The sequence below is a fragment of the Bradyrhizobium sp. CCBAU 11430 genome, from assembly GCF_028128855.1.
Taxonomy (GTDB): domain Bacteria; phylum Pseudomonadota; class Alphaproteobacteria; order Rhizobiales; family Xanthobacteraceae; genus Bradyrhizobium; species Bradyrhizobium ottawaense.
In genome coordinates, this window is sequence record NZ_LBJV01000061.1 from 58,356 (window position 1) to 84,149 (window position 25,794).

The window sequence follows — 25,794 nt, forward strand, 5'->3', positions numbered from 1 at the left end:
ATGAACAAGCTTCTATTGACGACCGCGCTGGCGGCGCTGATCTCGACGAGCGCGATGGCGCAGTCGACCGTCGTCACCACCACCGGCACTGGTCATGCGGCCGCCGTGCAGATCGAGCCGGAATACCGCACCAAGATCCGCACCTACGTTACCGAGCATAAGGTTCGTCCGGTGCAGCAGAAGATCGTGGTCGGCCAGCCTGTGCCGCGTGAAGTCGAGCTCGAGGCGGTGCCTGCCGACTGGGGTCCTTCGCTTACCAAGTACCGCTATGTCTACTCGGGCGAGCGCGTAATGCTGGTCGATCCGTCGACCCGCACGGTCGTCCAGGAGATCGACTGAGTTTCCCGGCGGGTCGCTGATCGCAGCGGCCCGCCACCCATCCGGCCCGGCCGATCCCCTGATTTCATTTGCGAGCGGCCGTACATGCCGATTCTGCGCTATTTCGTCTTCGTCGGCGGGTTCTTGCTGGCGCTGCTTTTCGCTGCGGATCGGTACCTGCCCGCACCGGTCGAAGCCGCCGCCCTGGCCGACCCCGACAGGACCATCATCCGCATAAAATCGGCGAGGAGCATCCCGGAGAAGATTGTCTTCGACACCAGCCAGCGGGCCGAAGCGCCGATTCTCGCGCAGGCCGACCCGGTCCCGGAAGAGCCGCTGCGAGAAGCCATGGCCGCCGTGCCCGCAGCACCCTCCGGCGAGACCCGAAAGGAAGCGCCGGCCCGCGCTGCGGCGGTCCTCACACATCCGAAGCGATCGGCAAAGCTGCAGAAGCGAACATCAGACAAGCGTCTCGCCTTCGAGCGGACTGATCCGTTTGCCGGCAGATGGTGGTGAGCGGAAGCGTGACTGGGGTTAAGGAAAAAGGCCGCTCCCTCGGGGTGCGGCCTTCGTCGCTTTCACGTGCGCCCGCACTCACCAGTGGCGGTGGTGCCGATGCCAGTGATGACGAACGACCGGATAGGACCCACGATAGTAGGCGTAGGCAGGGCGAACGACGCGGCGATAGCGATGACCGTAGGACACCGGCGCAGTGTAGTAGGTCGTGGTGTAGCCGCCGCCCCAACGATAGGGCTCGTCGTATCCGTAGTCGTAGGCGTAGGGACCGCCATAGTAGCCAGCCCCATAGTAGCCAGGGCCCCCGTAGTAGCCATAACCCGGTCCCCACCCATATGCCGAAGAGGCGAGGCCGCCGATCACGGCACCCGCGACGAGGCCGCCAGCGATGCCCGGGCCCCAGCCGCCTCGCCAGTGAGCTTCGGCAGGGGCCGTGGTGGCTACCGAGGCGAGACCAAGGGCGCCGACCATCAGCGCCGACATTGCAATCTTCTTCATTGAGCATCCTTTCAAGTTGTTCGTGCGCCCCACCGACAACGGGAAAAAATGGCAATGGTTTCGCTCGCCCGGCGGCGAGCCGACATCGGCGCCTGGGCAGCTTCGCTCGAGAGGATCGAGCTTGGACCACAACAGCAAGTCCCGGTTGGGTTCTCTTCATGTTGCGTCGCGGAAGCTCTCGACGGCCTTTCGCTTGATGTGACCGCGTTAACTTTGTTGAGTTCACCGTACAGCGTTTCCGAGTAGACTAACTCTTCTCGCGTTGGGGGTTCCCATGTTCGATCCGGCCACGACCGCGCTCTTGCGCGCCGTCTTCGACGAGGTCTGCGAGGACGTCTCGCGCCACGAAACCGCGGCACGCACCCATGTTGCCTCGAGAATGCTGGAAGCGGCCACCGACGGCGACACCTCGCCCGAGAGGCTGAAGCAGGTCGGACGCGAGGCACTCCACGACGCGCCGACGACGGGACGATAGGAGAAGGCGGGGTGAACTTCCAGGTCACCGTGCTCAAGATCCTGGTGAGCTATCCCGATGGATTCGCCGTCATGGCGGACCTCAAACGCGACATGGCGATCCTGGCGACGAGCGGGCGTGACTGGGCGGACCGCACCAAGCGCTTGGCCGCTCGCGTGCCGGAGCTCGACATCTTCTCGCAAGGACTGGTCGAGCGTCTGAATGGCGGATGGCGAATAACGGAGAAGGGCCGATCCGTGCTCGAGCTCATGGAAGCCAAGCCTGCCGAGCCGAGGACAGAGAGCCCGGCGCCCGCCGTTGATCCGCCGGCTTCAAGTCCAGCGGCGTCCCCACCTCTCGCCGCTGGCCGAAGCCAGCGGCTGCAGCGCCGTCGTGCGGCACGTGAGCGGGCCCGCGCAAAAGCTTGCTGAACGCGCGCTTGTCCGGTTCGCGAGGGTAACCGGGAAAAACTGGAAACTTTTGCTGACCCTGACGAGTTGCCAGCGATCGGATCGGTCGCCGGGAGCATGCAGATGGTCGACGAAGTCGTCTTGAAAAATGCCACGGAGACCGCCTGGACGGCGTATCGGGCACGGCACCCCGACGTCGACGCTCATGATGGCCGACGCTGCCTTATGGAGCGCTACCTGCATCGGAGATGGGAAGCGCGACAGAGCGACACCGAAGACCTCGCGACCTTCGGAATAGCCTACTACCTACACCGGCTCCCCAAAGACGAATGTTGACGTGCATGAAAATACTTGTCGCGCGCGTTGCCAACGGAAGCACACGGCCCAGTTGGACGCTGCTCGCGATTTCCTTTCTCATTTCCGCAGTCCTTGTGGTTGGCTTGCGCAGCGCATTCGGGGCCTAGCTCGATGCGGATCGCCCAGCTTGCCCCTTTGGCCGAGAGCGTTCCTCCGAAGCTGTACGGCGGCACCGAACGGGTGATCGCCTGGCTGGTGGACGAACTGATCGATCTCGGTCACGACGTCACCCTGTTCGCGAGCGGAGATTCCAGCACAAAAGCCAAGCTCCACCCCGTATGGCCGCGCGCGCTGCGCCTGGGGCGGCGGGGCGCCGATCCGAACGCCGCCTGCGCGCTGCTCATCGAGGCGATAGCCGAGCGCGCGCGCGACTTCGACGTCATCCACTCCCATATCGACTGGTTGCCGCTGCCGGTCCTGAGACGCACGGGAGTGCCGTTTCTGACGACCATGCACGGACGCCTCGACCTTCCCGGCCTGGCGGACGTGATCGGCGCTTTTCCGGAGGCCCCCTTCGTCTCCATCTCCGACAACCAGCGCCGTCCGCTTCCGGATGCGAACTGGATCGCGACGATCCCCCATGGGCTTCCCAAGGACCAGTTTCGACCGTCGTTCGAAAGCGGTTCGTATCTTGCGTTTCTCGGACGGCTCACGGCGGAAAAGGGGCCCGAAGATGCGATACGCATCGCACGCGCCGTCGGGATGCCGCTGCGGATTGCGGCTAAGATACCCCGGGCGGAGACGGCGTATTTCAAAAAGAAGCTGGAGCCGGAGATAGACGGCAAGGAGATCAAGCTCGTCGGCGAGGTGGACGAAGCCCGCAAGGAGCCTTTCCTCGCGGGGGCTGCCGCGCTCCTGTTTCCGATCGATTGGCCGGAGCCGTTCGGTCTCGTCATGATCGAAGCGATGGCTTGCGGTACGCCTGTGATCGCGTACCGCTCCGGATCGGTGCCGGAAGTGGTCGAGGACGGCGTCACCGGCTTCATAGTCAATGGCGAGGAGCAGGCGATCGAGGCGGTCGGGAAAGCGGGCCTGCTGGATCGGAGTAGGATCCGCGCCCGTTTCGAAGAGCGATTTGCAGCCGACCGTATGGCCCGCCGCTACGAAGAAAGCTATCGCGAGCTGGTCGCTCGCGGAGGCTGTCTCGCCTGAGGCGCATCCGAGCGCGCAGGATCGAAGAGATCGTCGCACGTTCCGATCTGGGAACAAGCGGCAATCATACGCGTTGGGGCGGGCATCCGAACGGGTGCGTCACCTGGAGGAGAAAATTCGATGAAAAGCTTTCTTGCCGTCGCTCTGCTGAGCACTGCCGTGATCGGCGGCGCCGCGTTCGCGCAATCCGCTCAGCCGGCCGACCGCGCCGCGCCGGCGGCCACCGCACAACCCGCCGACAAGATGATGCTGAAGGACAATTGGCGCGCTTCGAAGCTCATGGGCCTGAACGTCTATAACGAGGCCAACGAGAAGCTGGGCGACATCAACGAACTGCTGGTCGACAAGAGCGGCAAGATCAATGCTGTGGTGATCGGTATCGGCGGTTTCCTCGGGATGGGCGAGCACGACATCGCGGTCTCGATGGACAAGCTGAAATTCGTCGAAGAGCCGGTTCGGACCAGCTCGACCGGCAACTCGACCACTACGCGCGAGACGACGACCACCGGCGCGGCTTCGACTAGCACGACAAACCGCAACACGAACGATTGGGTCCCGGACCACGCGGTGATGAGCGGCAACAAGGAGCAGCTGAAGGCGCTGCCGCAGTTCAAGTATTCGGACTACAACTGAGGGACCAAGCATTCTCGGATTGAGGGGCCCCCATCGGAGGCCCCTTTTTCTTTGAGGTTCGATCACGCCCGCCAAACAGAAACGGCCCGTCCGGGGAGACGGACGGGCCGTTGGTGCGAAAGCTAGTAGTTTAGTGCATATGAACCAGGAAATAGCCGACGCCGCCAACAACGAGAACGGCGGGAACGGCCCAAAGAATCAAAACGGGCATTTTCTCCTCCAATTGCTGTCAGTAGTTCGCGGGCCTGTCGGCCCGCGAATGGTCGCTTACTGCTCGGTGCAGACCTTGGTGGTCTTGACAGCCGACTCGGCCTCGACCTTGGTCTTGTAGACGCCATTGCCGACAACCGTGGTGGTGGTCGTGGTCGGCTTGCTGTCGACAACAGTGCACTTCTTGGTGGTCGCATCGCGCACGATGTAGAACTCGGCGGCGCTGGCGGCCTGGGTGCCGAGGGCGAAAGCGGCGAGCGCGCCGCACACGATCAGCTTCTTCATGATGTCCTCCTCAGTGTTCGCAGGTAGTCACTGCCAACGGAGATTCTTCGTCGAAGTTCCGGTTGTTCCCGCCCCACTAACCCGTCGTGCCATTTCGCTACAGCACGAATTATCCGGCCTGCGGAAGAAATTGCCGAATTTTCCCGAAACGGAACCGAGACCGGCCCTTCGGGTTAACCGACGTCTGCTTTTAGGAGGTTTCAGAGATGAACAAGCGTTTATTCTTGGCAACGACCGCTGCCGTCGCCATCGCGACTTCGGCATTCGCGCAATCATCTCCGAGCACGTCGAGCTCCACTCCGTCCGCAACGCAGCAAAAGGACTCCACGGCGACGCCGTCCTCTCCGACGTCGACACCCTCGAATTCATCGGGCTCGGCTCAGACCACTCCCTCGAGCAACTCGGCTCAGAGCCAGTCGCCATCATCGACCAACCAGACCGCTGGTAGCCCGCCGTCCAATTCCGGGTCAGGCACCAACACCACCCAGGCGCCCGCCTCGGGCAACTCGACGAACCAGGCGCAGACCAATCAGCCGACGAACCAGTCCACGACGCCGTCCAACCAGGCGCAGACCAACTCGCCGTCTAGCACGACGCAGAGCGCCAATCCGCCGGCTTCCGGCACTAACCAGGCGCAGTCGCCCCCGGGTAGCGGCTCGACCAAAACCGCGCAGCAGCCGAACAATCAGCAGAACACGGCGGATCGTTCGTCGAACACCAACGTGAATGCGTCGGTGAACATCAACGACCAGCAGCGGACCCGCATCAGCACGTCAATCTCGCACCTGAACGTGCAGCCTCTCACCAACGTGAACTTCTCCCTGTCGGTGGGCACCGTCGTCCCGCGCGACGTCCGGCTGCAGCCGCTGCCGGCCGAGGTCGTCGAGATCGTGCCGCAGTATCGGGGCTACAACTTCGTCCTGGTGAAGGATGAGATCGTGATCATCGAACCATCGACCTACAAGATCGTGACCGTCCTGCCGTACTCGGGCCGTTCGACCGCGTCGGCGCCGGCGCGCACCGAGCAGCGCAAGGTGACGTTCAGCGACCGCGATCGCGAGGTCGCCCGCAAGCACGCGAAGGCGCGCCCGGTCGAGCGCGAGAAGCGGGTGACCACCGGCAGCTCGGTCCGGACCGAGCTCCGGACCGGCGAGCGCGTGCCGGAAGGCGTGGAGATCGAGGCGTTCCCTGAAGAGGTCTATCGGGATGCTCCGACCCTTCGCGAGTACCGGTACATCAACCGGGACAGCCGCACCTACATCGTCGAACCCCATGAGCGTCGCGTCATCGAAGAGATCGATTGATCTCGCAACGGAGGAGAAGAACCATGAAGACTATCGTGTTGGGAGCGCTCACGGCGACCCTGATGGCGGCGTCGGCGAATGCCGCCCCGCTCGCACCTGCGGCCATCGCATCGGCCGAGCTTGGCGGCACCGAGCAGGTCCGGCTCGTCTGTGACGAGTACGGTCGCTGCTACCGGACCCGCGGCCCGCGCTACGTCCAGCGCTACTACGGCGGGGACGACGGGTATGTGGTCCGCCGGAGCTACGGCTACTACGGCGGTCCCGGCTACTACGATCGCGGCTACGGCTACTACGGCGGCGGGCCGAGCATCGGTTTCAGCTTCGGCACCCGAAGCTGGTGAACTACGAAAGGGCCGCTCTCGAGCGGCCCTTTCTCGGTCGATTTCCTGTGGGGATGATGAGATGTCGGCTGTTGCGAAGCTCCTAGCTCAGAAAGAGCAATTGCTCGCTCGTCTCGAGACCGATCCGGGTCCGAACGAGCGGGCCGAGATCCAGGCGGTGCTTTCGAAAATCGAGACGGCGCTGAAGCTGCTCGGCGCCCAGGATTCCGCCGCTCCCGCGGCCGGCGAATAGTCTCGAGCGATTTCTCTAGAGCTTTTCTGAAAGACCCGTACAGAGAAGGCCCCAGCTCTGGGGGCTAGGGGGCTATGAGCTGGGGCCAGTACGGGGTTCGCCCCTGGGGCAGGGGCATTGGGAAAACTTGGCACTGGAGCCTTCGTTCCTGCGTGAAGGAAGTTTGAACCTTCCGCGTCCAACCCCGCTGAAATTCCGAAGGTCCGCCGGTTGATCGCTAACCCGGCGGCGCACCCCTCACTCGGTCGAATTCCTTGACCACCCGCACGATCTCGTCCGGGTGGAAGGGCTTTCTCACGATACGGCTGCCTTGGACCGGGCGAGGCGGGACCGGCGAGAAGCCGGTCGCGTAGACGACCGGCAAATTCGGGTACTGCTCCCGACAGCGTTCCGCGATCTGCCACCCGTCGACCTGTCCGGGTAGCCTCACGTCGGTGATCAGCACATCCGCGACGCGGCGGTCGCACCAAGCGAGCGCTTCCTCTCCCGTGCTCGCATGGATCACGTGATAGCCGGCCTCGCGCAGGGCATCGACGACGAATTCGCGGATCAGAGGATCGTCTTCGACGAGAAGTACGCTCACTGGTGGCTCTTGTGGATTTAGTGTCTCACATTCGAACGGCGCAACGTTGCGGTCGTTCCCGGCTCTGATGCAGCTTGCGAGAGAGCTGGTCCCGTGGCCTGGAGCCGACGCGCCGTAGTGAGGAACGGGCATGCGTGGCTGGCGGTTCTCGGTCCATGAACAGGCTCTTCCCTCTCGTCCTGGAGCATGGGCTTCCGACAGTAGCCAGGTACGCCATTTCGACGTGCATCATGCTGGGCTGCGCCGTCCTGCAGATGGCACTGCAGATGCAGACGGGTTCGCCGGGATATTTCCTGCTGCTTCCCGGTGTGTTTCTCTCGGGCCTGGTCTTCGACCGCGGCTCTGGAATTTTCGCAGTCATCATCGCGGTCGCCGTCGGTGCCTACGTCGGCTATGCCGGCAACAACGGCATGGACTACTTGGCGACTAACGCTCTCTTCGCCATCACCGCAGCCGGAACGGCCGCCGTCGCCGAATTCCAACGCTCCGAGCTGGGGCGGGTGGTTTTGGCGGACAAGACGAAGGCCCTGCTGCTGCAGGAGATGGCTCACCGGACGAAGAACAACCTCGCATCCTTGGCGGTATGATTAGGCTGGAGGCGAGACATGGCGGTTCGGAAGTCGCGGCCGCGCTGGAGGCCACCGCGCGTCGCCTGCAGGTGATGGCGGAGGCCTACGACCATCTCTCGCCAAAGCGGGATTCGAGCTCCGTGAACATGCGCTTCTTTTTGAACAACGTCGTGGAGAAGGTCTTCCAGTCTTTGGCGCCTCCCGGGCCGATTGCATTTCAGGTGGTCTGCGAGGACATCGACCTGGCCAGCAGCCATGCGCTCGCGATCGGCATGATCACGAACGAGCTTGTCACGAACTCGCTGAAGTACGCTTTTCCCGGCGACAGGCCCGGCCACATTGCGGTCTCGTTCGCTGCCCGAGGGGGCAGAGCCCGGCGGATTGGGGTCACGCATCGTCCAGTTGCTCGCCCAGCAGCTGGAACGGCCAAACCGCAACCGTCGAAGGAAGTTCACCAGTGGAGAGAGGACGAATGATAGAAGAACCGCGACAGTGATCGGTACAAGCACTTCCCTTGCGAAATAGAGCGCAGCTACGATGACGACGCCAATCTGCAGCGATAAGATGGTCGAGGCCGGACTGGCGGCGGCTGGGACATTTTCATCTTCCCAGGACGAGGAGCGATCCGCATTAGACATGGCGGCCCTATAAGGCAAGCGCCCCGAAAGCGGCGCGGCGCTAAGCCGAACCCGCCGTTCTTCTAAACGTTCCGACTGCGCAGTCATCGTTTGGGATACGCAGCGGGTGATGGCCAGAAGCGAGGCGCGCCGAGTGCCAAGGGAGCCCGCGTCCATCGTCCTGTCTGCCGGGCGTTAGGAACTCAGCTGTCTTCCCCGAGTTCGAGTGTTTAACCTGTTGAGGAGTCCTAAGATGAGCCGCGGAATGCCCTCCATGACCGCACTTCTCGGAATGCTGGCGATCGCCGGGTATCAAAATCGAGACAAGCTCGCGGAATTGCTTAGAGGGCCGGGCGCCGGATCGCTGGAGCCAGCCAACCCCCAGCAGCCGCTCGGCGGCCTTCTCGGAAATCTTACAGGTATGTTGAGCGGCGCAGGCGTTGGGGGCCTGCTGCAAGGAGGAATTGGCGAACTCCTGGAGAAATTCAACCAGAACGGCCATGGAGACACGGCCAAGTCTTGGGTCAGTTCTGGGCCGAACAAGGAAATCTCGCCTCCGCAGCTCCGGGAAGCAATCGGGCACGACGTCTTGGACAAGCTCGAGAAGGAGACCGGGCTCTCTCAAGAAGAAATTCTCGCAAGGTTATCGCGTGAGCTGCCCCAGGCGATCGACAAGTATACGCCTGAGGGGCGTCTACCAGCCTAATAGCAGTTGAACGGGTCGTTTATTCGAAGGAGAATTATTTGGACGATCATCATCGGCTTTATCGCAGGCGTGATCGCAAAATTTATCATGCCGGGTGACAACGAACCATCAGGGTTCATTCTCACCACCATTCTCGGCATTGTCGGCGCCTTCGTTGCAACCTATCTCGGCCAAGCTCTTGGCTGGTACCGTCCAGGAGAGGGTGCCGGACTCGTTGGTGCCGTGGTCGGCGCCATCATCGTGCTCTTTGTGTATGGCCTCTTCGCCGGCCGACAAAGGCGCGCGATTTGAAGAGCATCAATTCAGGCTTTTTGCTGAGCGACCATCTCGGATCGCAGGAGCGCGCGGTCGCCATCGGGCTCCTGCGATATCACTTATGAAGGGGACTTCACCTCCGCACGCGCAGCGGCGGCAACATCAGAGCCAGTTTGCTTGAGGCGGTCCACAAGTTCGGCACCGGTGTCGCTTATCTCCGCGACGACGGTGTCCGAAGCTTCCCTCAGAGCTTGCGAGACGGCACCGGCGCGTCGATTCAAATCCGCCTTCACATCGTCGCTGACGTCGCCGACGTACTTGTTCTCGATATCGGACGCGCGAAACGAGCCTGCAACCGCTGCACCGATCGCGATACCCACGACCCCGAGAACGAGAGGTTGCCGCTCGAGCACATCCGTAAGTGACGATTTCGCGCTGTTGACGGTCGGTCTGTCGGGAAACGAACTGCCGAGTTTGTTGAATTGCTCCCGTGCAAAGGCGACTCCCTCGTCGAAGCGGTCGCGCACGCTGTCGGCAGCTCCCGCCATCGCATCGGAAGCGGCAGCGGTCGCGCCCTGAAACGTGTCTCCGGCGCCCATCGACCCTTGGTCGTCCATCTCAGGTGCGGTCGGAGGCGCCACGGTCTGCTTGACCGCGGATGCCGCCGACCTGAGACCACTCGTCCCAGCATCGGCGGCGGATGCAACGGCCTCCGTCGCCGATCGCGCCGCACTCTTCAGCCTCTGGTCGCCCGCGAGCAACCAGAGCGCTCCGCCTCCGATCAGCGCGGCGGCGAGCGGGTTTTCCCGGGCGGCGGTCACCAAACTGTCTATAAAGCTGCTCTTTGCGCTGCTCATCGCACCATCCCCTTCACCGTATCCTTATCCTTTTCGAGCTGGCTGATCGTTTCCCGAGGGGTCAGCTGACGCGCATCGAGCCGGTTGACGCCGATAGCAACCAGTACGGCGGCGATGACCCCCGCAATTACTGCCGAGGTCAGATAGGAGACAGCCGGCGACCATCCGGCCGAGATCAACGCGGCGGACAAGGCGAACAGCACCATGATGATCGCCGGGATCACCAGAACGGCGCCACCTACAATCAGGCCTAACGCCCCACCGATCTTCTGAAGCTTCTCGCCGAGCTCCGCCTTTGCCAGGTCCATTTCATTCTGGAAGAGCTTGGCGAACTGCGACAGGGCGTCGCCGAGCAGCGTCGAGACAGCCCTGAATTCGCCCTGGCTGGTTTTGATATTGCGCTCGATGCTCATGGTACGTTGCTGCCCTGTGCCGACGAGGTTTGTTTCGTATCAGAACTACGCTGCATAGAGCCCTGAGACCAGGTTTGTTGTCCCGCCGAGAACGAACCGCCCGGCCTCTGACCGTGTTGCGACGACGAAGATCTCTCTGTCGTGTCGCGCTGCTGAGAGGATGACGAGCGCTCGCCCGATGCCTTGAGGAAGCGGACGGCCGCGAACCCTGCCAGCACCGATATCCCGAGAAAGGCGGCGGGCTGACGCTTGGCAAAATCGGTCGCACCCTGGAGGAGATCTCTGAAGCTCCCTTCCCGGATCTTCTGCGCAGCGTCCTCGACATAGTCGGCGGCGGAATCGATCCCCCGGGCCGCGAAAGGCACGTCTGCCTCAAACGCGCGGCCGGCTTCGCGAATGTTGCCCGCCAGGCGCTCGATGAATTCGGCGCCGGACCGCTGCTGCTCGCGGGCCTGGCTCTGGATCTGGTCAACGGCCCCGTCTGCGACGCCCTTCGCTGCATCCGCGGCCTCGCCGAACTTATCCTGTGCAAGACCGGCCGATGCCTGGAAAGCATCGCCGGCGCGCTGCTTCATCTCCGCTCCGACCTCACCAAGCTGTTCTTTCAAGTCCTTCGCGGCGCCCTTGTCCTGGTTCTTTCCGAATTGGGTGACGTTGTGTGGGTCCAAATCGCTCATGATGGTATTCCTTCAAGTGTTGGTTTGAGAGGGGCTAAAGGCAGCTTTGACCACGTCTTCGGCTGCCTCCTTCAATGTGTCCGCCATGTTCCGCGTCATACGGCTGGTATGGCTGCCAAGATCGGCTTCGGCGACCTTTTGCGTCGCAGCGTCGGCTGCGGATGTAGCCGCATCTTTCGCCGCCCCGAATCCGGATTGCGCTGCAGCGGCCGCAGCCTGCTTCACTCCGTCGCTTGCCCGGCCCATCACCTTGGCTTCAGCCTTGGTCTCAGGAAGAGCGGCAGCAATGATGGCGCCGATCGCGATGCCCAAGCCCCCAATCAGGGCGGCATTGTCGCCGATGGTCTGTCGGGCCTGCTCAGGCGCGTTCGCAGCGGCATCCTTGGCGGCGTCCATGCCGCTCTTCAGCTTTTCACTTGCGAAGCTGGCAGCCTGCGCTGCGCTCGCCCGCAGGTCAGAGGCGAGACCAGCGGCCTTGTCCTGCACGTCAGCAGCCATCCCGGCGGCTCGGCTTTGGGCGGACGACAGCGTCTCCTTAGCGTCACCCTGTACGGCTCGGGCGCCCTCCGTCACGTCCCCAAGCATGTGTTCCGCTTTGTCCATGACCGGGCTGGTGACGTCTGCAGCGCGATCCCGCACCGTCTTCGACGTCAGGGCCAGTCCGGCGCCGATCATGAGAAGTGGCAGCGGCGTGCCTCGCACCAAGCGGAGCAGCGGGATACCGATTGCGCCGCCCGCAGCCACTGCGCGCATCGGATTGTCCATGATCTGTTGCTTGAGCCCGTCAACCCAACTCTGGGTCTTATGGCTGACGTATTCGGTAACTTCGGACTTGATGTGCTGCGGCGAGATCTTGTGGCGAATGTCATCGGCGGTGTCCGATATCTGCTCCCTCAATCGCCCCACCGTCGCGGCCAGCTCCGCGCGGCTGCGCTCGGACTCGCGTCTCAACTCCTCCACGGATCGTGTCATCGGGTTACCTCTTCATATCTCTTGAATTTGTTTTCTTGAATTTGAGAATCGAACTCACCCTTTCTTGAATCGTTCCTCGCATCGCTTGGCAGCCTGCCTGGCGACAAAACGGTTTTGCTTAAGGGAAGGGGAGTGCTCAGCGATAGCGGTAAAGCTGCTTGCCGGATATCCGCGGAGAAGACGCCGGCGTAAGAAGACGCTGTCGCGAGGAACGTCAGGGCCAGAGAACGCTTCGCCGTCTGGCCCACGAAATAAAAAGGGCCGCGATTGAGCGGCCCTGGTTATGATTCACCAATGACGGTGGCGGCTCCAGCCATAGTGATGGCCACGGCCCCTTCCCCACCCGTAATGATGGCCGCGGCTACCGCGGTGCCCCCATCCGTGGCCGCCGCCATGACCGTGGCCACCTTTGACTTCGATCGCGGTCGAGGCAGGTCCACCAATTGCATTCGAAGTTGCAACAGGCATGGCCGAGACGGACGTTGTAGAAGCTATGGCAACAGCGCACGTCAGATAGCTAAGCCTGCAAATCCATTTCATGTATTGTGCCTCCCTGTAGCCGGCGCAACCGTCGCGACCGGGTATGACCCCAACAGTCCAACCGGGAAAAAGTTGCAATCCTGCGACTATGGTGTCGGAACGACGCTGCTGCAAGGCGAGGCTTGGTTGAACGAGGGTGGCGGCCGGTGTTCGGACGCCGTGTCTCCTCGCCTGCTACGACTGCTAAACGTCAAAGGCTTCCCTCGGCGTCTCCACGATGACTTTCCGCTCAGCCCTGAAGGCGGACCCTGCGAAACCGAAAGGGGAGGTCAGCCACGGGCCAATTCCGGACATACCAGCAAATCCGCGGTGGGAAGCCAATCGAGGTGGCCTATCGCCTGCGATGCTCGTCCAACCAGTCCTTTACCAGAAAATAGCCTGGCCGGATTGCGACCTCGCCCAGTTCGTCCGTTGCGAAAGTTGGCCGAAGAAGACCCTCTAATATCAACATGTCGGCATAGAACCGAAGCGGCCTATCAAGCCCGCGTATGCGGGTCCAAGCAAGTCCTTCGATGAACTCGCGCAGCAGCGACATGCACTCTTCATGCTTGGCCTCTTTCGAGATTGGTCGCTCGACGATCAACTGCCACTGATTGACCAACTCGGAGTATGCGCGGACTATTCGCGATACTGCCATAGGTCTCCTCCGCCCGACCGCTTAAGCACCTTATGCCGCGATTGAATAACCGTAAAACATCAACCTGTCGCATAGCAGAACGCAATAATTTTATGCATCCCTACAAGTCTGTTTCGGGTCGATACTGTTGAAAAAGTCCTCTGTGGCGCGCATCCCAAATTTCTAAAGGCTGCTGGTGCGCTCGACGCCGTCTGACGCGAGGGACCACGTCATTCCTTGCGGGATCGCTGTGTGTTTTCCTAGGACGTGGACTCATTAAGGCGCAGCCACAGCCTGATTGATGCAAGTTGAACGAAGGCAAGGTAGTTGGCGGCAAGCCTATCGTAGCGTGTCGCCACACGGCGACATTGTTTGATCTTGTTGAAGAACCGCTCGACCTGGTTGCGAGCGCGGTAGAGATAGGGGCTGAAGCAGATCGGATCGCTGCGATTGCTTTTGGGCGGGATGTTGGCCCACGCGCCCTTCCTCGTGGCAAGCTCCCTGATCCAGTCTGCGTCGTAGCCACGGTCAGCAAGCAGCATTGACCCCGATTTCAGTCGAGACAGCAGCTTTCCGGCGAGTCGAACGTCGTGGGCCTCACCAGGGCTCAGCGCCAGCCGTACCGGCAGACCGTTGCTATCGACGACCGCATGAATCTTGCTGGTCAGCCCGCCGCGCGACCTTCCCATCGCCTGGCGCTGGTTCCTTGTGACGCAGGCTCCATGCTGATGCACGCGGACAATCGAGGTGTCGATCATCTGGACAGCGGCATCGTGGGCAGCGGCAAGTGCGTCTATGATGCGGCCCCAGACACCAGCCCGCCGCCACCTAACGAAGCGGTTGTAGCAAGTAGTGTACGGACCAAACGCCTCGGGCAGATCACGCCAGGGTGCTCCGGATCGCAAGATCCAGAAAATTCCATTGAGAACCCGCCGGTCGTTTACCCGGGGAACGCCACGCGCCTTGTTCGGCAGCATTGGCTTGATCGCAGTCCATTCATAATCTGCGAGTTCGTAGCGCATGATTCGAGCTCCCAGTTCGGGAGGTTGAATCACGGGAGTCTGGCCGAAAGCAATGTCGTTGGTCGGCCTGGTACGGCACTTACGAGCGGACAGCAACCAGCCAACGATGCATGGTGAACCGGTCAAACAACCTAAGCGGACTTCCTGGACGGAAGGACGCGCTCGCGGCCAAGGAGAACAACCATTGCAGCCAAAAGCTGGATGCAAGCGACAATCCCGAACGCCAGACCATAGCCTGAAGTCGCATCGTGGAAGGCTCCAATAATGGCTGGCGCAAATGCAAAAACTGCTTGATTGATCGCGACGATCAGGGCAACCACAGCCAAGACGTCCTGGCGATTGAACTCTTTCTGCGCGATCAATGGCGGCAGAGTCGTGAGATTCCCGATCCCCAGGCCGAAGACAACGCAACCAAATGTCAGTACGATCCATCCATTGCCAAGGATGAGCAGCAGAACTCCTATGGTCTGGATAGCGAAGTTGATGGCTGCAGCGATCCGCCGGTCGTGATCTCCGATCCACCAACCTGTCAGGCTCCGTCCGATTACTGCGCATACCGTCGCTAAGCTGAGAAGCAAGCCTGCAGTTGCCGCACCAAGATCGGGTGTGAGCCGGGCTATCAAGTGTGACAGGAGGCCGATCTGCGCAAACAAGCCAAGAGCAAACGCTGCCGAAAGCGTGATAAATCCTGGTATCCGAATAATCTCGGAGCGAGATAGTCTCGGCCCCGGTTTCGCGACAAGTGTAGGCACTCCGTTGCCATCCGGGCCGAGGCCAAGGCTCGTTGGAGTCAGCTTGAAGTAACGGACAGAAAGCCCCCCAATCACACCGATAGCAACAATGGAGATCGCCTGCGCAGCGTTCTGGAAGCCGAATTGATCGATCAAGAAGAGCCACAACGGCACGAACAGAACTCCCCCGACACTTGCGCCATTGAATGCCAGACTCATTGCTTTCGGACGATCGCGGTCGAACCATCTGGCGACTATTGCGTTCAAGGCTGCACCGCTGGTCGCGGCCCAACCTCCCGCACTCGGAATAGCCGCCAAGAAGAGTTGCCACGGCTCCCACGAAACGGACCATCCGATCAACCCGATGGCCATCAGAAGTGCACCGCCCAGTGTGGTTCCGGCAATACCAATCTTGCGATGGATTTCGGGCAGATGCGCGACGAGGAGCGCACTGAGCAGGAAGTGGAAGGTAATGGCAGCCGAAATTTCTGATATGGGCCATCCGCGCGAAGCGTGCAGAGTCTGAAGGAAGACCGAAGGACCATAGAAACCGATGCCCCAGGCAAACACCGCCAAGGTAAAGGCAGCCCATGCCACCGACCAACCAACGAAACGCTTTTCGTCACCCATTGTCTCGCTCATTCATGCTGATAGGTTGATGGCGTGGTAGCAATCGGAGCGTGTTATGGCTCGCCGGAATCGGACTCCGTCGTCGGTCTTAACAGACATCGAGACACTCGATGCTGCCGCATGCGAACAGGCGCGAGTGAACCGCGACCCGCGCTATGACGGTTTGTTCTTCTCGGGCGTCAGAACAACGAGGATCTATTGCCGACCCGTGTGCCCCGTGCGACCCGCCAAGGCGAATAACGTGACGTTTTATCTTTCGGCCGCTGCAGCAGAGCAGGAGGGATATCGACCGTGCCTCAGATGCCGTCCCGAAACCGCGCCGTTCTCTCCAGCTTGGAAAGGCTCACGGACGACAGTTGAGCGTGCCCTACGTTTGATTAGCGGTGGCGCACTGGATGATGCCAGGGTCGAAGCACTGGCGGAACGTCTCGGCATCGGACCAAGGCATCTATCGCGGCTGTTCAACAAATATGTCGGCGCAAGTCCCGCCCAAGTCGCGCGAACGGGGCGTATTCAACGGGCGAAGCGTCTCTTGGATGAGACGAAGCTTCCGATGACCGAGATTGCACTTAGATCGGGATTCCGCAGCCTACGGCGTTTCAACACAGTATTTGCGGAGGTCTACAAGCGCCCACCGACGGCGATTCGACGGACGAAGGCATGATCAGCTAACACGGGCCTTCCCTCATCGGGACATATTGCGCTGCCGCACGAACTTAGCCGCTGTCGGAGGATCGCGGACATTGCCCTCGCCATATTATGCCGCTGCATTTATAGGTACACGGCCTAGTCTCGTGGCAACGGCCTTTATTGCCAAGACTCGACTAGAGCTGATCCGAGCGAGATTTTTGCTGTCTCTCTACTTTCGACTTTTTCAACAGTATCGGTCAACAGCGGAAATCGGCACGCGAGCGACAAGTCTCATGCGGCCCAGAAGCAGACCCATGCAGCGCAACAGGGCTAGAGAATAATGACGCCTTGCCGAGGCGATCCCGCAACCTTAATGCATCGATAGCTCACTCGGAGGCACTAGTTCAAACGGTTCCAAGAGCTGAGATTGCTGACCAATCCCCTATCTCACTGCAAACGGAGCCTGATAAGGCCGGCCGAACGGCACACCGTTGATAACGGTCTGGATCGGCTTGAGATAGGCCCTCCCGTCCCTCTTGTTGTTGCGGGTATCGAGAAAGCTGACCGGTCCCTCCACTAGTTCCATGACGCTGACGTCTCCGGGCGCTCCAACCTGCAGGGTGCCAATCATCGGCGCACGATTGATGACCTTCGCCGGAGAAGTCGTGGCCATGGCAACCACCTGCTCGAGCGTGAAGCCAAGCGCCATGAACTTGCTCATGACATTCGGCAGGAAAGGGATGCCCGGCGAATTGCCGGAGAAGACGTGGATGTCGGAGGAGATGGTGTCCGGCGTGCATCCGCCCGGGATCGCCACTTCAGCCACCGTGAAATCGAAGCTGCCACCGCCATGACCGACATCGAAGATGACACCGCGCTGCTTGGCCGCCAGGGCCGCAGGCAGCAGGTTGCCATCTTGAACGATATTCGTGAAGACGTTGGACATGTTCGGGGCGCCTGAATAGGCGTGGGTCAGCACGTCGCCCGAGCGAAGCAAGTCGAGAATTTGCGACATCAACTCCTTGGTCTCGACCCCGCCGATATGCACCATCATCTTCGCCGGCCAGCCGCACTTTTCGCAGGCCTGGATGCCGCGTTTGAGGGGCTCGAGCCCGTATTTGAAGATGACGTTCTCGGACATGCGTACCTTGACCCCGAGCAGGAAGTCTGCATTCTCGGCAAGGGCCATCGCGCAGGCCTCGGTTTGCGCGTTGTCGATGTTGTACAGCTCTGACACGGGGGCTGCGGAGAGGCCGTTATTTGCGATGTGGAGGAAGGCGTACATCCGGGCTCGGGTCTGCGCCACGATGAAGCGGCGCAAGGCCGCCAGATTGTTGACGCCGGCATCACCTGCCGACACGACGGTCGTGGTGCCCTGGAATTGCACGAGCTCGTCGGCGGGAATGCCGATAGCCGAACCGTATGGATAGACGTGACAGTGCAGATCGATGAGGCCTGGCATCACGAGCTTGCCCGACGCGTCGATGCTTTTCAGCGCGCGTTCGGCCGCGATCGTCTCCTGGACCGTTTCTATCCGGCCCCAGCGAATGCCAATATCGCGTCTGGCGCGCAGCGACTGGCTGGGGTCGAGTACCTCACCGCCACGGATCACCAAATCGTACTTGTCATTTGGCCCCATGGCGGCACGCGCGGGCGAGGCGAGACCGACCGCTGCGGCTGACGTCGAAAGTGCCAAGAAATCGCGACGCGACAACGCGGACATGATGGCCTCCTGTGCTCCTGTTCGCGAATACGGAATAAGCAGCCGCTCTTCGGCGGCAAACCTTGCGATCTTCCACTGCCACTCATGCTAAGTCCCGTCGGGTTGCGACTTTGACCTAAGCAAGAGGGCTCATTCGAAATCAGGAATTCGCGAAGTGAAAATCCTGGTTCTAGCCAGCTGGCGCTTTTACTTTAGCACGAGAAAAGTTGCGCGCGAGGTCCGAGAGGTACATCCGAAGAAGTCAATTTGAGCAAATCTCGTCCACCATGCGCCCAACGTAAGCGTAGAGACCCAATGTCAATCGGATTGAGGGGGTGGAGCTTTACCGTCCGGCGCGCCCTACCCGGGACACCGGAAATCTCATTACCCTAGTTTTCGTAAAGACTTCCGAAGGATGGCGTATTGCTCACGCTCACAAACTACCATTACCTCCGATCAAGCAGAAAATGGGTCATTAGTCGGCTTTGGGTCAAAATGCGAAAAACTCAGCGTTAGCAAATCTAGTCCGTTCCGCCCACTAAGCGGACCTCAAAGAGAGGTGTGGCCACTTCGCATCTGGGCCCAGCAGCAGACATCACATGCCTTGGCCTGTTATAAAGCGCGCTCGTTGAGGCAAGTGAAAATGAGCAAGACGCAGATTACCGATAGCCGACAATAAACTAGGGGTTTGTCATCAAGGCTCTGAGCTTTGGGGGCTGCAGCGATACATAGGGTTCCAGCACGCGCCCGCAGATGCAGCGTATGGACAATCTGACGAGATGCCACGTCCCAAGGCGGGGTCGGTTGGCAGCGACCCTCTCTCGAACGGCTAGAATTGTCGCCTGATCCCTTCTACACTTAATGGACAGGCGGAGCGGTCATGTCGCGAGAGAATGGAGGCCGAGGACGCAGGTTGGCGGCCATCATGGTCGCCGACGTGGCGGGCTATTCTCGGCTCATGCACAATAACGAAGAGGCTACACATGCCCGCCTCACGGCGCTTTTGACTGATGTTGTCGAGCCGACCATTAGGCAACACGGAGGCCGCATCGTCAAACACACCGGCGACGGCTTCCTCGCCGAGTTCCCGAGCGCGGTCGAAGCGGTTCGAGCAGCCGAGCACTTTCAGAGTGGCGTTGGAGACCTCGCAGCCGGAGAGGAGGAAGAGAAGCGCATTGTCTTTCGCGTTGGCATCAACATCGGCGACGTCATCGTCGAGGCGAACGATATCTTCGGCGACGGCGTCAACATCGCCGCCCGCCTTGAGGGGATCGCCGAGCCCGGTGGTGTTTGCCTTTCCGCGTCCGCCCATGATCAGGTCAGCGGGAAGATCGACGTCGAATTCATTGATCTCGGCGAGCATAGCCTCAAGAACATTGCGCGTCCGGTACGCGCGTATGCAGTGAAACGCAACCGGCTCGACTTTGTCGCACAGGGCTCAACGTCGCGTGAGCTCGCCGCGCCGCGTCTGTCGATCGTTGTGCTTCCTTTTGCTAATTTCGGTGGCAATCCCGATCAGGAATATTTTGTCGACGGTATCACCGAAAGCCTGACGACCGACCTGTCGCGCATCCCAAGCGCCTTCGTCATTGCACGCAATACTGCGTTCACCTTCAAGAACAAACCGGTGGACGCCCGCGTCGTCGGACGCGAGCTCGGTGTGCGCTATGTGATGGAAGGCAGCGTGCAGAGCAGTAGCGATCGCATCCGCGTGAATGCTCAGCTCATTGACGCGACAACCGGCGCGCACCTCTGGGCCGAGCGTTTCGACAAACCGCGCGCCGATATTTTCGACATGCAGGACGAGATCACCACGCGCCTTGCCCGGATCGTTGGTGTCGAGCTTGTAGCCGCTGAAAGCCGGCGGGCGGAGCGTGAGCGGCCAGGAAGCATGGACGCCATCGACCTCGCGATGAGGGGCTGGGCGATTCTGAACCAGCCCCTATCGCTGCGTGGCCACCGCGCGGCATGTGAGCTCTTTGAAGACGCGCTCCGACGGGACGATCGCAATGTCGAGGCGTTGATCGGCATTGCCAACTATCATTCTGATGAGGTTCGTACGTTTGCTTCGACAAACCGGGATGAACAGCTGCGTATCGCCGGGACGGCGATCACTAAAGCTTTGGATCTCGCTCCGCGTAACGCCGCGGCACATCTTATCTATGGGAATGTGCTTCATGTCTCGGGAGCGACAGAGCGGTCCCTGCGCGAATTCGAATTTGCCATCACTCTTGATCGCAACTTGGCTTGGGCTCACGCCAATGCCGGCTTTGCGAAGGTGTTGCTCGGGCGTGCAAAGGAGGCGGAAGCGGACCTCATGAACGCTATCCGGCTGAGCCCGCGTGATCCCGGGTTGGATCGCTGGCACGCCCTGCTCGGAATTGCAGACTTGTTTCTTGGGAGGCTGCAATCGGCGCTGGACCGATTGCGCAAGTCGATCGAAATGAACCCGAACGTCGCCATGGTGCATTTTTTCCTGGCCGCCGCATCCAGTCTGAGCGGGCTTATGGACGAGGCGAGCGCGGCGCGGGAAGCCGGCCTCCGGCTCGACCCGAACTTTACGGTGGCCCGATTTCGCAACGAGCGGCGCAGTCAGAACGCTACATTTTTGAGCCAGAGGGAGCGGATCTATGAAGGCCTGCTCTTAGCTGGCGTGCCGAAAGGAGAATAAATGTCCTCCACGGCTGGTGAAATGCATGTCTGCTTTGGGTCTTGGCTGTGTGAAAACGCCAAGATGGTTGAGAGCGATAGAAGAAGTTGTTCGTCCAAGGCCGATCTAGCGCTTATGCGCGCAACCGATTTCAAGCCAGACGGAACGCAATTCTAGCCGTTTTTCGCCTCCTCGCGTTTTTACACAGCAAGGGTCAATCGCGTCGATTCCCTCGCGTCCCCACGTGTCTGGTCCGGCCTCGACTGCCGACGTCCGGGACACGATGCCGATCTTCGCCTTCGGGCCAACAGCGAACATCACCGCTTCGTTCGTCTTTGGACTGAACTTACAATTTCCGCCGCTGCGTTTTGAAGCTCGGCCAGATGATGAGCTGCGAAGGCTTCGATGGAGAACGCTTTTTTGAGCCAGAGCATGTTGATCGCTCCAAGCACGCGGGGACCATCGCGCAGGGGAACCGCGATCGAAAATAAGCCGTCCGAGTGCGGCGGCCCACCATAATAGCCCCCGCTGTGCATTGAGTTGCGTATGCCATAACCGCGCTCCCGCACCTCGTCGAGAATAACGTTGAGCCGCCCCGGTTCACGTGCAAGCCGGTCTTCGGGACGGCTCGATTTGCGAAGTAAATCGAGCACGCGTTGACGTTCTTTCGTCGGACAGTACGCAAGATAGGCTGTCCCGACGGCGGACCACAGCCAGTTGACAGGCAGTCCGATCCGCTCCTGCTGCAACAGGAAGGGACTCCGGGCCCGGGTCGTTTCGCGGATTTGCATGTGATCGCCTGCGGGCACCATCAAATCTGATGGCCAGGAGACGCGCTCGCACAAGCGCTCCAGGATCGGCGCCGCGGCTTCCGCTATCCGGTCGTGATGTTCGCGACGCGAGGGTGCATGCGAAAGCATGGCACCGATCCGGTAACGCCCGTCACCAAGCCTCCGCGTCACAATACCTGCTCGGGCGCAGGTGTGCAGGATGCGCAGTATGCTTGGTTTCGAGATGCCCGTGAGGAGGTAAAGCTCCTGCAGCGACGAATCCGGCTGCATCTGCAGCGCTTGCAGAACACGTAATCCGCGTTCCAAGCTCTTGATAACTTTTGGCCCGGACATCGAGTGACCTCACACGTTCCACGGCGTGAAACGTACCATTTCACACTGCGGAACGCATGCCGATTTTCCTAGCTCGGCGCGAACAGGGGGCCGAAGCTGGCGTGCGTGCTGAAGTTCACTTTCATCGTTTGATGGAGACTTCCATGACATCTCACCTGTTTCGCCACTCCACCGTCTTATCAGTTGCGATCCTGCCTCTGCTTGCCGCCACAGGATTGGCGCAGTCATCCTTCCCAACGGGGACGATTCGGTTCGTGGCGCCTAACTCGGCTAGTACCCCGCCCGACATCATCAGCCGCATTATCTCGAGGGAACTAACGGAATCCGAAGGCTGGCGAGTCATTGTGGAGAACCGGCCGGGCGGCGTCACCACGATTGCGGCGAGCGACGTCCTGAACCAGCCGTCGGACGGCAACAGCCTCTTTGCGATGTCTGTACCATCGGTTGCAGCACCGTCGCTGTTGCCGAAAATCGCGTACGACCTAAGCAAGGACTTCGACCCTGTCATCAAGGCTACCGTCTCCTACAATGTGCTGGTCGTGAATCCATCGGTGCCGGCCACGACGGTGGCCGAACTGGTAGCGCTGCTGAAAAGCCAGCCGGACAAGTTGACGTTCTCCTCGGGTGGCTTCGGCACGCCCGCACATCTTATCGGCGAGCAGTTCAAGCAGCAGACCGGTACGCGCGCCCAGCACGTTCCCTACGCGCAATTTTCGCAAGCGATCGGCGATTTGCTCAACGGCACAAACACGTTTCAGTTCATCACCGTATTGCCGGTCGTTGACCTGATTAAGACGGGCAAGCTGCGCGCTTTGGCGGTGACTGGTCCGAAGCGTGTCCCGGCCCTTCCCGACGTCCCAACCATCATCGAAGCTGGCTATCCCTCTCTCGTGGTTGAGGACTGGACGGGTTTCGCGGTCAAGCACGGCACCCCCAAGGAAACTGTCGCGCGGCTTAATGCAGCGATTAACAAGGCGCTGCAAAAGCGATCGGTCCAGGAAGCGCTGGCAAAGATTGGCGCCGAACCGGCAGGCGGCACGCCGGAGCAATTTGGCCGCATGGTCGGCGACCAGGTCGCGCACTGGTATCAAATCGTCTCCGGCGCCGGCATAAAGGTAGAGTAGCAATGACCGCTGATTTCCGGGTGACGCTGCTCGGGACGGGGGTACCGATCCCCCGTCCCGACCGGTTCGGGCCCAGCACGTTAATCGAGGCCGGCGGCCACACTCTTCTTATCGACGCCGGCCGCGGTGCTACGATGAGGCTATTTCAGCTCGGCGTTCCCATAGGCAGCATCGATGCACTGTTGCTCACGCATTTTCATTCCGACCACACTACAGGGATTCCAGACCTCTGGCTCACCGGCTGGCTGAGCTCTTATTTCGGCAACCGCCGGCGGCCTCTTAATGTGATCGGGCCCGTCGGCACCGCCAAGCTGATGCATCATATTGAAGCAGCCTATGCGCACGATATCGACATCAGGGTCGCGGATGAGAAGCTCGCCCGTGAGCACGCCGCTATCGACGTGAAGGAATTTGCTGATGACGGCGCCGTTTATCAGGCCGGCGACCTAAGGGTTGTTGCCTTCGCCGTCGACCATGGTGAGGCCATTAAGCCGGCTTACGGCTATCGAATCGAATATCAAAATCGGGTTGCCGTGATCTCCGGTGACACCCGCTACAACGTCAATGTGCTGCGCTACGGCGCGGGCGCTGACCTGCTGGTGCATGAGGTCGCCATGGCGCGGCCGGAACTTTTGAGCGAAGTTTACATCCGGCGCATTCTCAATCATCACACCTCGCCTCAGGAGGCTGGGCGAGTGTTTGCGCAGACCAAGCCGAAAATGGCCGCTTTTACCCATCTCGTCATGCTCGCGAGTAAGACCGTCGCGGCGCCTGCTATAGCCGATCTAGTAGCGGCGACACGCGAGACCTATTCCGGGCCGCTTGTCGTCGGCGAAGATCTGTCGAGCTTCGAGATAGGCGAGACAGTTACAATCGGACGTTCAAAATCGGAGATCTGAAAATGTCGGCTTCGGGTCAAAATCGGTCGTCCAGAACGCCGCAATCAGTTTCTGCTCCACACTCGCCAGCCGACGTCCCATCGATCATTCCGTTTGGAAGCGACGCGCCAGAGGCTGACATCGAGCGTATGGCGTTTTACTTTCCGCCCCAGCAGACGCAGACGAATGCGGAAACGGCTCCGGGCAAGCTTCCGACAAAAACGGGAGGACTACGAAAGCCGAATGGAAGCGGCACAAAGTAAACGAGGCTGACCGAGAGCAAACCTCCGAAGAATAAGCAAGCGACACTGCTCGACCAGAGCGGAAGTGATCGATTGATCATCTCTCGATCAAGGCAATAGACGAAAACGGCAAGAGGAAGCCCGAACAGATAGATAAACGGCATGCCTACGATCGTGCCAAGGAATAGCAAGCCGGGCTGTCCGAGCACCGCGCAAAGCACAATCCAGCCAATGAGGGGCGCTACCAGCACAAAAATATATTGTCGGCGGACTTGTGTAGCGTCCATCAGTCAGCACAAGGCGGTTCGTTGATATTTACTCGTCGACGCTGGCGACGAATGGCGCGGATACACTCGAAGCCGACGTAACCGAGCATCAAGAGGACCATGAGAGCCGGGACAAACTTGCCGGGGTGAAGCGCAAGCTCGTGAACGCGGATCGTCCGCTAAGGGTCACAAGCAGTCCTCCACCGGCTGCGTGAGCTGAGGGACCACAAGCTGGCGAGAAGACTGATCACTAACAGCCATTAAAAAGCTTTAGGGGGAGGCCCACCATCCGTCGGGAAAAACAAGCAACGTCCAATCCACTTGGTTGTCGCTCTGAGGGGGGCTGACACCTCCTGCATTTCTGCCTGGTGGCGTGAAGCGACTGCGACGGACAGACAGGACGCGGAGATCGCGGCTTCGGAGGCGGCGAGAAGCATGGCGTCTAGAGCGCAATGCTGGTGCACCGCGGGCGCGCTCTGCATTTTCGACTAGACTTCGAAGGTCTTCCAGCTCTGAGAGCTGAGAGGCAAGGTCGCAAAGTCGTTGCAGATAAAGGATCGCGCGAGAGCTTCGCATAAATGTCCTCCACAGTACAAAACGCACTACTAGGACGGGAAAAATCGGCAATCTACCATGGCCAGAGACCGGCTTTCAATATGTCAGGCTCACTGGCTCTAAGAGGCGATCGCCTATTGCGCGCCTGCAAGCGGGCACATAAACCGCCAGACCAAATGCCACGGAGGGCTATAGCGATTTGCATAGTCCTGCCGCGCGGCATCGACATGGCGGAGCGGCTTCGCTGCCCTTGCGCAGCAGCAAATCTTGACAATAAATGCTGGGCGACTGGGGCGGACTGAGGCGTGCCGTGAAACTTCTGACAGAGTATCTCGAGCGCGCAGTTCAGCTGGAAGCTTTGGGACGAAGCGAAGCTGACCCGGCTTTCAGGCAGCAGCTGTTCGAACAGGCCAAATTATATCGTGAGCTGGCGGCAAGGCGGGCCAAGGATTATGGGCTGCCGCCCCCCAGCCCTCCGGAAACTCAAAATTGAGCAGACATGGCTTAATCACGATCTTGCTGAGCTGGACTCGTCTCAATCTGCTGAAGTTGCTCGAGCAGCTCAGCTTCCAGATCACGAAGGTTCTTCGCACTTACCCCTTCCGAAAAGTCTTTCTTTAACCGCCGACACCGGGCGAGCTTTTGCTCGACTGCCAGTTTTTCCTGTTCAAGGTCCATACCGCTGAAATTCCCGCGAGACGGAAATGTTCCGGGATTTCACGTGC

Annotated in this window: 30 protein-coding genes; 17 read left to right on the forward strand and 13 right to left on the reverse strand. The window is 60.5% G+C overall.

The features are described from left to right. Both XI04_RS20905 and XI04_RS20910 read left to right on the forward strand, forming a co-directional pair. Positions 1-339: a DUF1236 domain-containing protein gene (locus XI04_RS20905; RefSeq protein WP_038949331.1), complete on the forward strand. Its 339-nt coding sequence runs from the start codon at positions 1-3 to the stop codon at positions 337-339. Positions 340-423: 84 nt separating this feature from the next. Beyond that, the gene (locus XI04_RS20910) at positions 424-834 is read left to right on the forward strand and encodes a hypothetical protein (RefSeq protein WP_049806619.1); all 411 of its coding nucleotides are present in this window, start codon (positions 424-426) and stop codon (positions 832-834) included. Positions 835-912: 78 nt separating this feature from the next. Here the strand turns inward: XI04_RS20910 and XI04_RS20915 are convergent, their stop codons facing one another. Further along, on the reverse strand, positions 913-1,332 hold the full coding sequence (locus XI04_RS20915; protein ID WP_038949329.1) for a hypothetical protein: 420 nt from the start codon (positions 1,330-1,332) through the stop codon (positions 913-915). A gap of 274 nt (positions 1,333-1,606) precedes the next feature. Here XI04_RS20915 and XI04_RS20920 point away from each other — a divergent pair, with 274 nt between their 5' ends. The 4 genes from XI04_RS20920 to XI04_RS20935 all read left to right on the forward strand — a co-directional run bounded on the left by XI04_RS20920 (position 1,607) and on the right by XI04_RS20935 (position 4,338). Then, positions 1,607-1,807: a hypothetical protein gene (locus XI04_RS20920; RefSeq protein ID WP_038949328.1), complete on the forward strand. Its 201-nt coding sequence runs from the start codon at positions 1,607-1,609 to the stop codon at positions 1,805-1,807. 11 nt (positions 1,808-1,818) lie between these two features. After that, positions 1,819-2,217, forward strand: coding sequence for a hypothetical protein (locus tag XI04_RS20925; RefSeq protein ID WP_271596200.1), 399 nt, complete (start codon positions 1,819-1,821; stop codon positions 2,215-2,217). Between the two features lie 447 nt (positions 2,218-2,664). Then, positions 2,665-3,705 (forward strand): glycosyltransferase family 4 protein, encoded by a 1,041-nt coding sequence (locus XI04_RS20930; protein WP_038949325.1) that lies wholly within the window; start codon positions 2,665-2,667, stop codon positions 3,703-3,705. Positions 3,706-3,825: 120 nt separating this feature from the next. Then, positions 3,826-4,338, forward strand: a complete 513-nt coding sequence (locus tag XI04_RS20935; protein WP_038949324.1) for a PRC-barrel domain-containing protein — start codon at positions 3,826-3,828, stop codon at positions 4,336-4,338. 267 nt (positions 4,339-4,605) lie between these two features. Here the strand turns inward: XI04_RS20935 and XI04_RS20940 are convergent, their stop codons facing one another. Continuing rightward, entirely contained in the window at positions 4,606-4,833 is a 228-nt protein-coding gene (locus XI04_RS20940) for a hypothetical protein (RefSeq protein WP_038949323.1), read from the reverse strand. A 206-nt stretch (positions 4,834-5,039) separates the two neighbouring features. On the opposite strand from XI04_RS20940, the gene XI04_RS20945 reads away from it, so the two are divergent. The 3 genes from XI04_RS20945 (at position 5,040) to XI04_RS20955 (ending at position 6,710) form a co-directional block, all read left to right on the forward strand. Next, a complete protein-coding gene (locus XI04_RS20945) occupies positions 5,040-6,137 on the forward strand; it encodes a DUF1236 domain-containing protein (RefSeq protein ID WP_038949322.1) in 1,098 nt (365 codons plus the stop codon). Positions 6,138-6,160: 23 nt separating this feature from the next. Continuing rightward, entirely contained in the window at positions 6,161-6,478 is a 318-nt protein-coding gene (locus XI04_RS20950) for a hypothetical protein (protein WP_038949321.1), read from the forward strand. Positions 6,479-6,539: 61 nt separating this feature from the next. After that, on the forward strand, positions 6,540-6,710 hold the full coding sequence (locus tag XI04_RS20955) for a hypothetical protein (protein ID WP_193375315.1): 171 nt from the start codon (positions 6,540-6,542) through the stop codon (positions 6,708-6,710). 217 nt (positions 6,711-6,927) lie between these two features. Here the strand turns inward: XI04_RS20955 and XI04_RS20960 are convergent, their stop codons facing one another. Next, a complete protein-coding gene (locus tag XI04_RS20960) occupies positions 6,928-7,293 on the reverse strand; it encodes a response regulator (RefSeq protein WP_038949320.1) in 366 nt (121 codons plus the stop codon). Between the two features lie 230 nt (positions 7,294-7,523). Here XI04_RS20960 and XI04_RS20965 point away from each other — a divergent pair, with 230 nt between their 5' ends. The 4 genes from XI04_RS20965 to XI04_RS20985 all read left to right on the forward strand — a co-directional run bounded on the left by XI04_RS20965 (position 7,524) and on the right by XI04_RS20985 (position 9,476). Then, a complete protein-coding gene (locus XI04_RS20965) occupies positions 7,524-7,880 on the forward strand; it encodes a sensor histidine kinase (RefSeq protein WP_244429155.1) in 357 nt (118 codons plus the stop codon). Continuing rightward, on the forward strand, positions 7,877-8,338 hold the full coding sequence (locus XI04_RS20970; RefSeq protein WP_244429154.1) for a sensor histidine kinase: 462 nt from the start codon (positions 7,877-7,879) through the stop codon (positions 8,336-8,338). The genes XI04_RS20965 and XI04_RS20970 overlap by 4 nt, the downstream gene beginning before the upstream one ends. 394 nt (positions 8,339-8,732) lie before the next feature. Continuing rightward, positions 8,733-9,185 (forward strand): YidB family protein, encoded by a 453-nt coding sequence (locus tag XI04_RS20980; protein ID WP_271596201.1) that lies wholly within the window; start codon positions 8,733-8,735, stop codon positions 9,183-9,185. A gap of 87 nt (positions 9,186-9,272) precedes the next feature. Next, complete coding sequence (locus XI04_RS20985; RefSeq protein ID WP_049806618.1) at positions 9,273-9,476, forward strand: GlsB/YeaQ/YmgE family stress response membrane protein; 204 nt, start codon at positions 9,273-9,275, stop codon at positions 9,474-9,476. Between the two features lie 83 nt (positions 9,477-9,559). On the opposite strand, the gene XI04_RS20990 is transcribed toward XI04_RS20985, so the two are convergent. The 7 genes from XI04_RS20990 to XI04_RS21020 form a co-directional block, all read right to left on the reverse strand. Then, the gene (locus XI04_RS20990) at positions 9,560-10,297 is read right to left on the reverse strand and encodes a hypothetical protein (RefSeq protein WP_271596202.1); all 738 of its coding nucleotides are present in this window, start codon (positions 10,295-10,297) and stop codon (positions 9,560-9,562) included. Further along, the gene (locus tag XI04_RS20995) at positions 10,294-10,710 is read right to left on the reverse strand and encodes a phage holin family protein (protein WP_038949316.1); all 417 of its coding nucleotides are present in this window, start codon (positions 10,708-10,710) and stop codon (positions 10,294-10,296) included. Before XI04_RS20995 ends, XI04_RS20990 begins: the two co-directional genes overlap by 4 nt. After that, positions 10,707-11,387: a hypothetical protein gene (locus XI04_RS21000; RefSeq protein ID WP_038949314.1), complete on the reverse strand. Its 681-nt coding sequence runs from the start codon at positions 11,385-11,387 to the stop codon at positions 10,707-10,709. Before XI04_RS21000 ends, XI04_RS20995 begins: the two co-directional genes overlap by 4 nt. 12 nt (positions 11,388-11,399) lie before the next feature. Further along, the gene (locus XI04_RS21005) at positions 11,400-12,359 is read right to left on the reverse strand and encodes a DUF3618 domain-containing protein (RefSeq protein WP_271623756.1); all 960 of its coding nucleotides are present in this window, start codon (positions 12,357-12,359) and stop codon (positions 11,400-11,402) included. Positions 12,360-13,230: 871 nt separating this feature from the next. Then, entirely contained in the window at positions 13,231-13,536 is a 306-nt protein-coding gene (locus XI04_RS21010; RefSeq protein ID WP_271623757.1) for a hypothetical protein, read from the reverse strand. A gap of 239 nt (positions 13,537-13,775) precedes the next feature. Continuing rightward, positions 13,776-14,537: an IS5 family transposase gene (locus XI04_RS21015; protein WP_271596203.1), complete on the reverse strand. Its 762-nt coding sequence runs from the start codon at positions 14,535-14,537 to the stop codon at positions 13,776-13,778. A gap of 131 nt (positions 14,538-14,668) precedes the next feature. Beyond that, positions 14,669-15,898 (reverse strand): MFS transporter, encoded by a 1,230-nt coding sequence (locus XI04_RS21020; protein WP_271596204.1) that lies wholly within the window; start codon positions 15,896-15,898, stop codon positions 14,669-14,671. A gap of 55 nt (positions 15,899-15,953) precedes the next feature. On the opposite strand from XI04_RS21020, the gene XI04_RS21025 reads away from it, so the two are divergent. Then, the gene (locus tag XI04_RS21025; RefSeq protein ID WP_271596205.1) at positions 15,954-16,562 is read left to right on the forward strand and encodes a bifunctional transcriptional activator/DNA repair enzyme AdaA; all 609 of its coding nucleotides are present in this window, start codon (positions 15,954-15,956) and stop codon (positions 16,560-16,562) included. A gap of 408 nt (positions 16,563-16,970) precedes the next feature. Here XI04_RS21025 and XI04_RS21030 read toward each other — a convergent pair whose 3' ends face one another. Further along, the gene (locus tag XI04_RS21030) at positions 16,971-18,251 is read right to left on the reverse strand and encodes an amidohydrolase family protein (RefSeq protein ID WP_038949310.1); all 1,281 of its coding nucleotides are present in this window, start codon (positions 18,249-18,251) and stop codon (positions 16,971-16,973) included. Between the two features lie 892 nt (positions 18,252-19,143). On the opposite strand from XI04_RS21030, the gene XI04_RS21035 reads away from it, so the two are divergent. Further along, positions 19,144-20,901 carry an adenylate/guanylate cyclase domain-containing protein gene (locus tag XI04_RS21035; protein ID WP_333913370.1) on the forward strand — a complete coding sequence of 586 codons (1,758 nt, stop codon included), beginning with the start codon at positions 19,144-19,146 and terminating at the stop codon, positions 20,899-20,901. A 296-nt stretch (positions 20,902-21,197) separates the two neighbouring features. Here XI04_RS21035 and XI04_RS21040 read toward each other — a convergent pair whose 3' ends face one another. Beyond that, entirely contained in the window at positions 21,198-22,004 is an 807-nt protein-coding gene (locus XI04_RS21040) for a helix-turn-helix domain-containing protein (protein ID WP_038949308.1), read from the reverse strand. Between the two features lie 143 nt (positions 22,005-22,147). Here XI04_RS21040 and XI04_RS21045 point away from each other — a divergent pair, with 143 nt between their 5' ends. Together XI04_RS21045 and XI04_RS21050 are read left to right on the forward strand one after the other, a co-directional pair. Then, positions 22,148-23,128, forward strand: a complete 981-nt coding sequence (locus XI04_RS21045) for a Bug family tripartite tricarboxylate transporter substrate binding protein (protein WP_038949306.1) — start codon at positions 22,148-22,150, stop codon at positions 23,126-23,128. A 2-nt stretch (positions 23,129-23,130) separates the two neighbouring features. Then, on the forward strand, positions 23,131-24,027 hold the full coding sequence (locus XI04_RS21050) for an MBL fold metallo-hydrolase (protein WP_049806614.1): 897 nt from the start codon (positions 23,131-23,133) through the stop codon (positions 24,025-24,027). A 1,546-nt stretch (positions 24,028-25,573) separates the two neighbouring features. On the opposite strand, the gene XI04_RS21055 is transcribed toward XI04_RS21050, so the two are convergent. Next, positions 25,574-25,747 (reverse strand): hypothetical protein, encoded by a 174-nt coding sequence (locus XI04_RS21055; protein ID WP_157158082.1) that lies wholly within the window; start codon positions 25,745-25,747, stop codon positions 25,574-25,576. Between the last annotated feature and the right edge of the window lie 47 nt (positions 25,748-25,794).

Coding starts and splice junctions, on each gene's coding strand:
- XI04_RS20990 (WP_271596202.1), bottom strand. CDS start 10,297: ATGAGCAGCGCAAAGAGCAGCTTTATAGACAGTTTGGTGACCGCCGCC.
- XI04_RS20950 (WP_038949321.1), top strand. CDS start 6,161: ATGAAGACTATCGTGTTGGGAGCGCTCACGGCGACCCTGATGGCGGCG.
- XI04_RS21050 (WP_049806614.1), top strand. CDS start 23,131: ATGACCGCTGATTTCCGGGTGACGCTGCTCGGGACGGGGGTACCGATC.
- XI04_RS20940 (WP_038949323.1), bottom strand. CDS start 4,833: ATGAAGAAGCTGATCGTGTGCGGCGCGCTCGCCGCTTTCGCCCTCGGC.
- XI04_RS21045 (WP_038949306.1), top strand. CDS start 22,148: ATGACATCTCACCTGTTTCGCCACTCCACCGTCTTATCAGTTGCGATC.
- XI04_RS20905 (WP_038949331.1), top strand. CDS start 1: ATGAACAAGCTTCTATTGACGACCGCGCTGGCGGCGCTGATCTCGACG.
- XI04_RS20965 (WP_244429155.1), top strand. CDS start 7,524: ATGCTGGGCTGCGCCGTCCTGCAGATGGCACTGCAGATGCAGACGGGT.
- XI04_RS20930 (WP_038949325.1), top strand. CDS start 2,665: ATGCGGATCGCCCAGCTTGCCCCTTTGGCCGAGAGCGTTCCTCCGAAG.
- XI04_RS21025 (WP_271596205.1), top strand. CDS start 15,954: ATGGCTCGCCGGAATCGGACTCCGTCGTCGGTCTTAACAGACATCGAG.
- XI04_RS20915 (WP_038949329.1), bottom strand. CDS start 1,332: ATGAAGAAGATTGCAATGTCGGCGCTGATGGTCGGCGCCCTTGGTCTC.
- XI04_RS21030 (WP_038949310.1), bottom strand. CDS start 18,251: ATGTCCGCGTTGTCGCGTCGCGATTTCTTGGCACTTTCGACGTCAGCC.
- XI04_RS20985 (WP_049806618.1), top strand. CDS start 9,273: ATGCCGGGTGACAACGAACCATCAGGGTTCATTCTCACCACCATTCTC.
- XI04_RS20935 (WP_038949324.1), top strand. CDS start 3,826: ATGAAAAGCTTTCTTGCCGTCGCTCTGCTGAGCACTGCCGTGATCGGC.
- XI04_RS20980 (WP_271596201.1), top strand. CDS start 8,733: ATGAGCCGCGGAATGCCCTCCATGACCGCACTTCTCGGAATGCTGGCG.
- XI04_RS20920 (WP_038949328.1), top strand. CDS start 1,607: ATGTTCGATCCGGCCACGACCGCGCTCTTGCGCGCCGTCTTCGACGAG.
- XI04_RS21020 (WP_271596204.1), bottom strand. CDS start 15,898: ATGGGTGACGAAAAGCGTTTCGTTGGTTGGTCGGTGGCATGGGCTGCC.
- XI04_RS21040 (WP_038949308.1), bottom strand. CDS start 22,004: ATGTCCGGGCCAAAAGTTATCAAGAGCTTGGAACGCGGATTACGTGTT.
- XI04_RS21055 (WP_157158082.1), bottom strand. CDS start 25,747: ATGGACCTTGAACAGGAAAAACTGGCAGTCGAGCAAAAGCTCGCCCGG.
- XI04_RS20995 (WP_038949316.1), bottom strand. CDS start 10,710: ATGAGCATCGAGCGCAATATCAAAACCAGCCAGGGCGAATTCAGGGCT.
- XI04_RS21010 (WP_271623757.1), bottom strand. CDS start 13,536: ATGGCAGTATCGCGAATAGTCCGCGCATACTCCGAGTTGGTCAATCAG.
- XI04_RS20910 (WP_049806619.1), top strand. CDS start 424: ATGCCGATTCTGCGCTATTTCGTCTTCGTCGGCGGGTTCTTGCTGGCG.
- XI04_RS20955 (WP_193375315.1), top strand. CDS start 6,540: ATGTCGGCTGTTGCGAAGCTCCTAGCTCAGAAAGAGCAATTGCTCGCT.
- XI04_RS21000 (WP_038949314.1), bottom strand. CDS start 11,387: ATGAGCGATTTGGACCCACACAACGTCACCCAATTCGGAAAGAACCAG.
- XI04_RS21015 (WP_271596203.1), bottom strand. CDS start 14,537: ATGCGCTACGAACTCGCAGATTATGAATGGACTGCGATCAAGCCAATG.
- XI04_RS20945 (WP_038949322.1), top strand. CDS start 5,040: ATGAACAAGCGTTTATTCTTGGCAACGACCGCTGCCGTCGCCATCGCG.
- XI04_RS20970 (WP_244429154.1), top strand. CDS start 7,877: ATGATTAGGCTGGAGGCGAGACATGGCGGTTCGGAAGTCGCGGCCGCG.
- XI04_RS21005 (WP_271623756.1), bottom strand. CDS start 12,359: ATGACACGATCCGTGGAGGAGTTGAGACGCGAGTCCGAGCGCAGCCGC.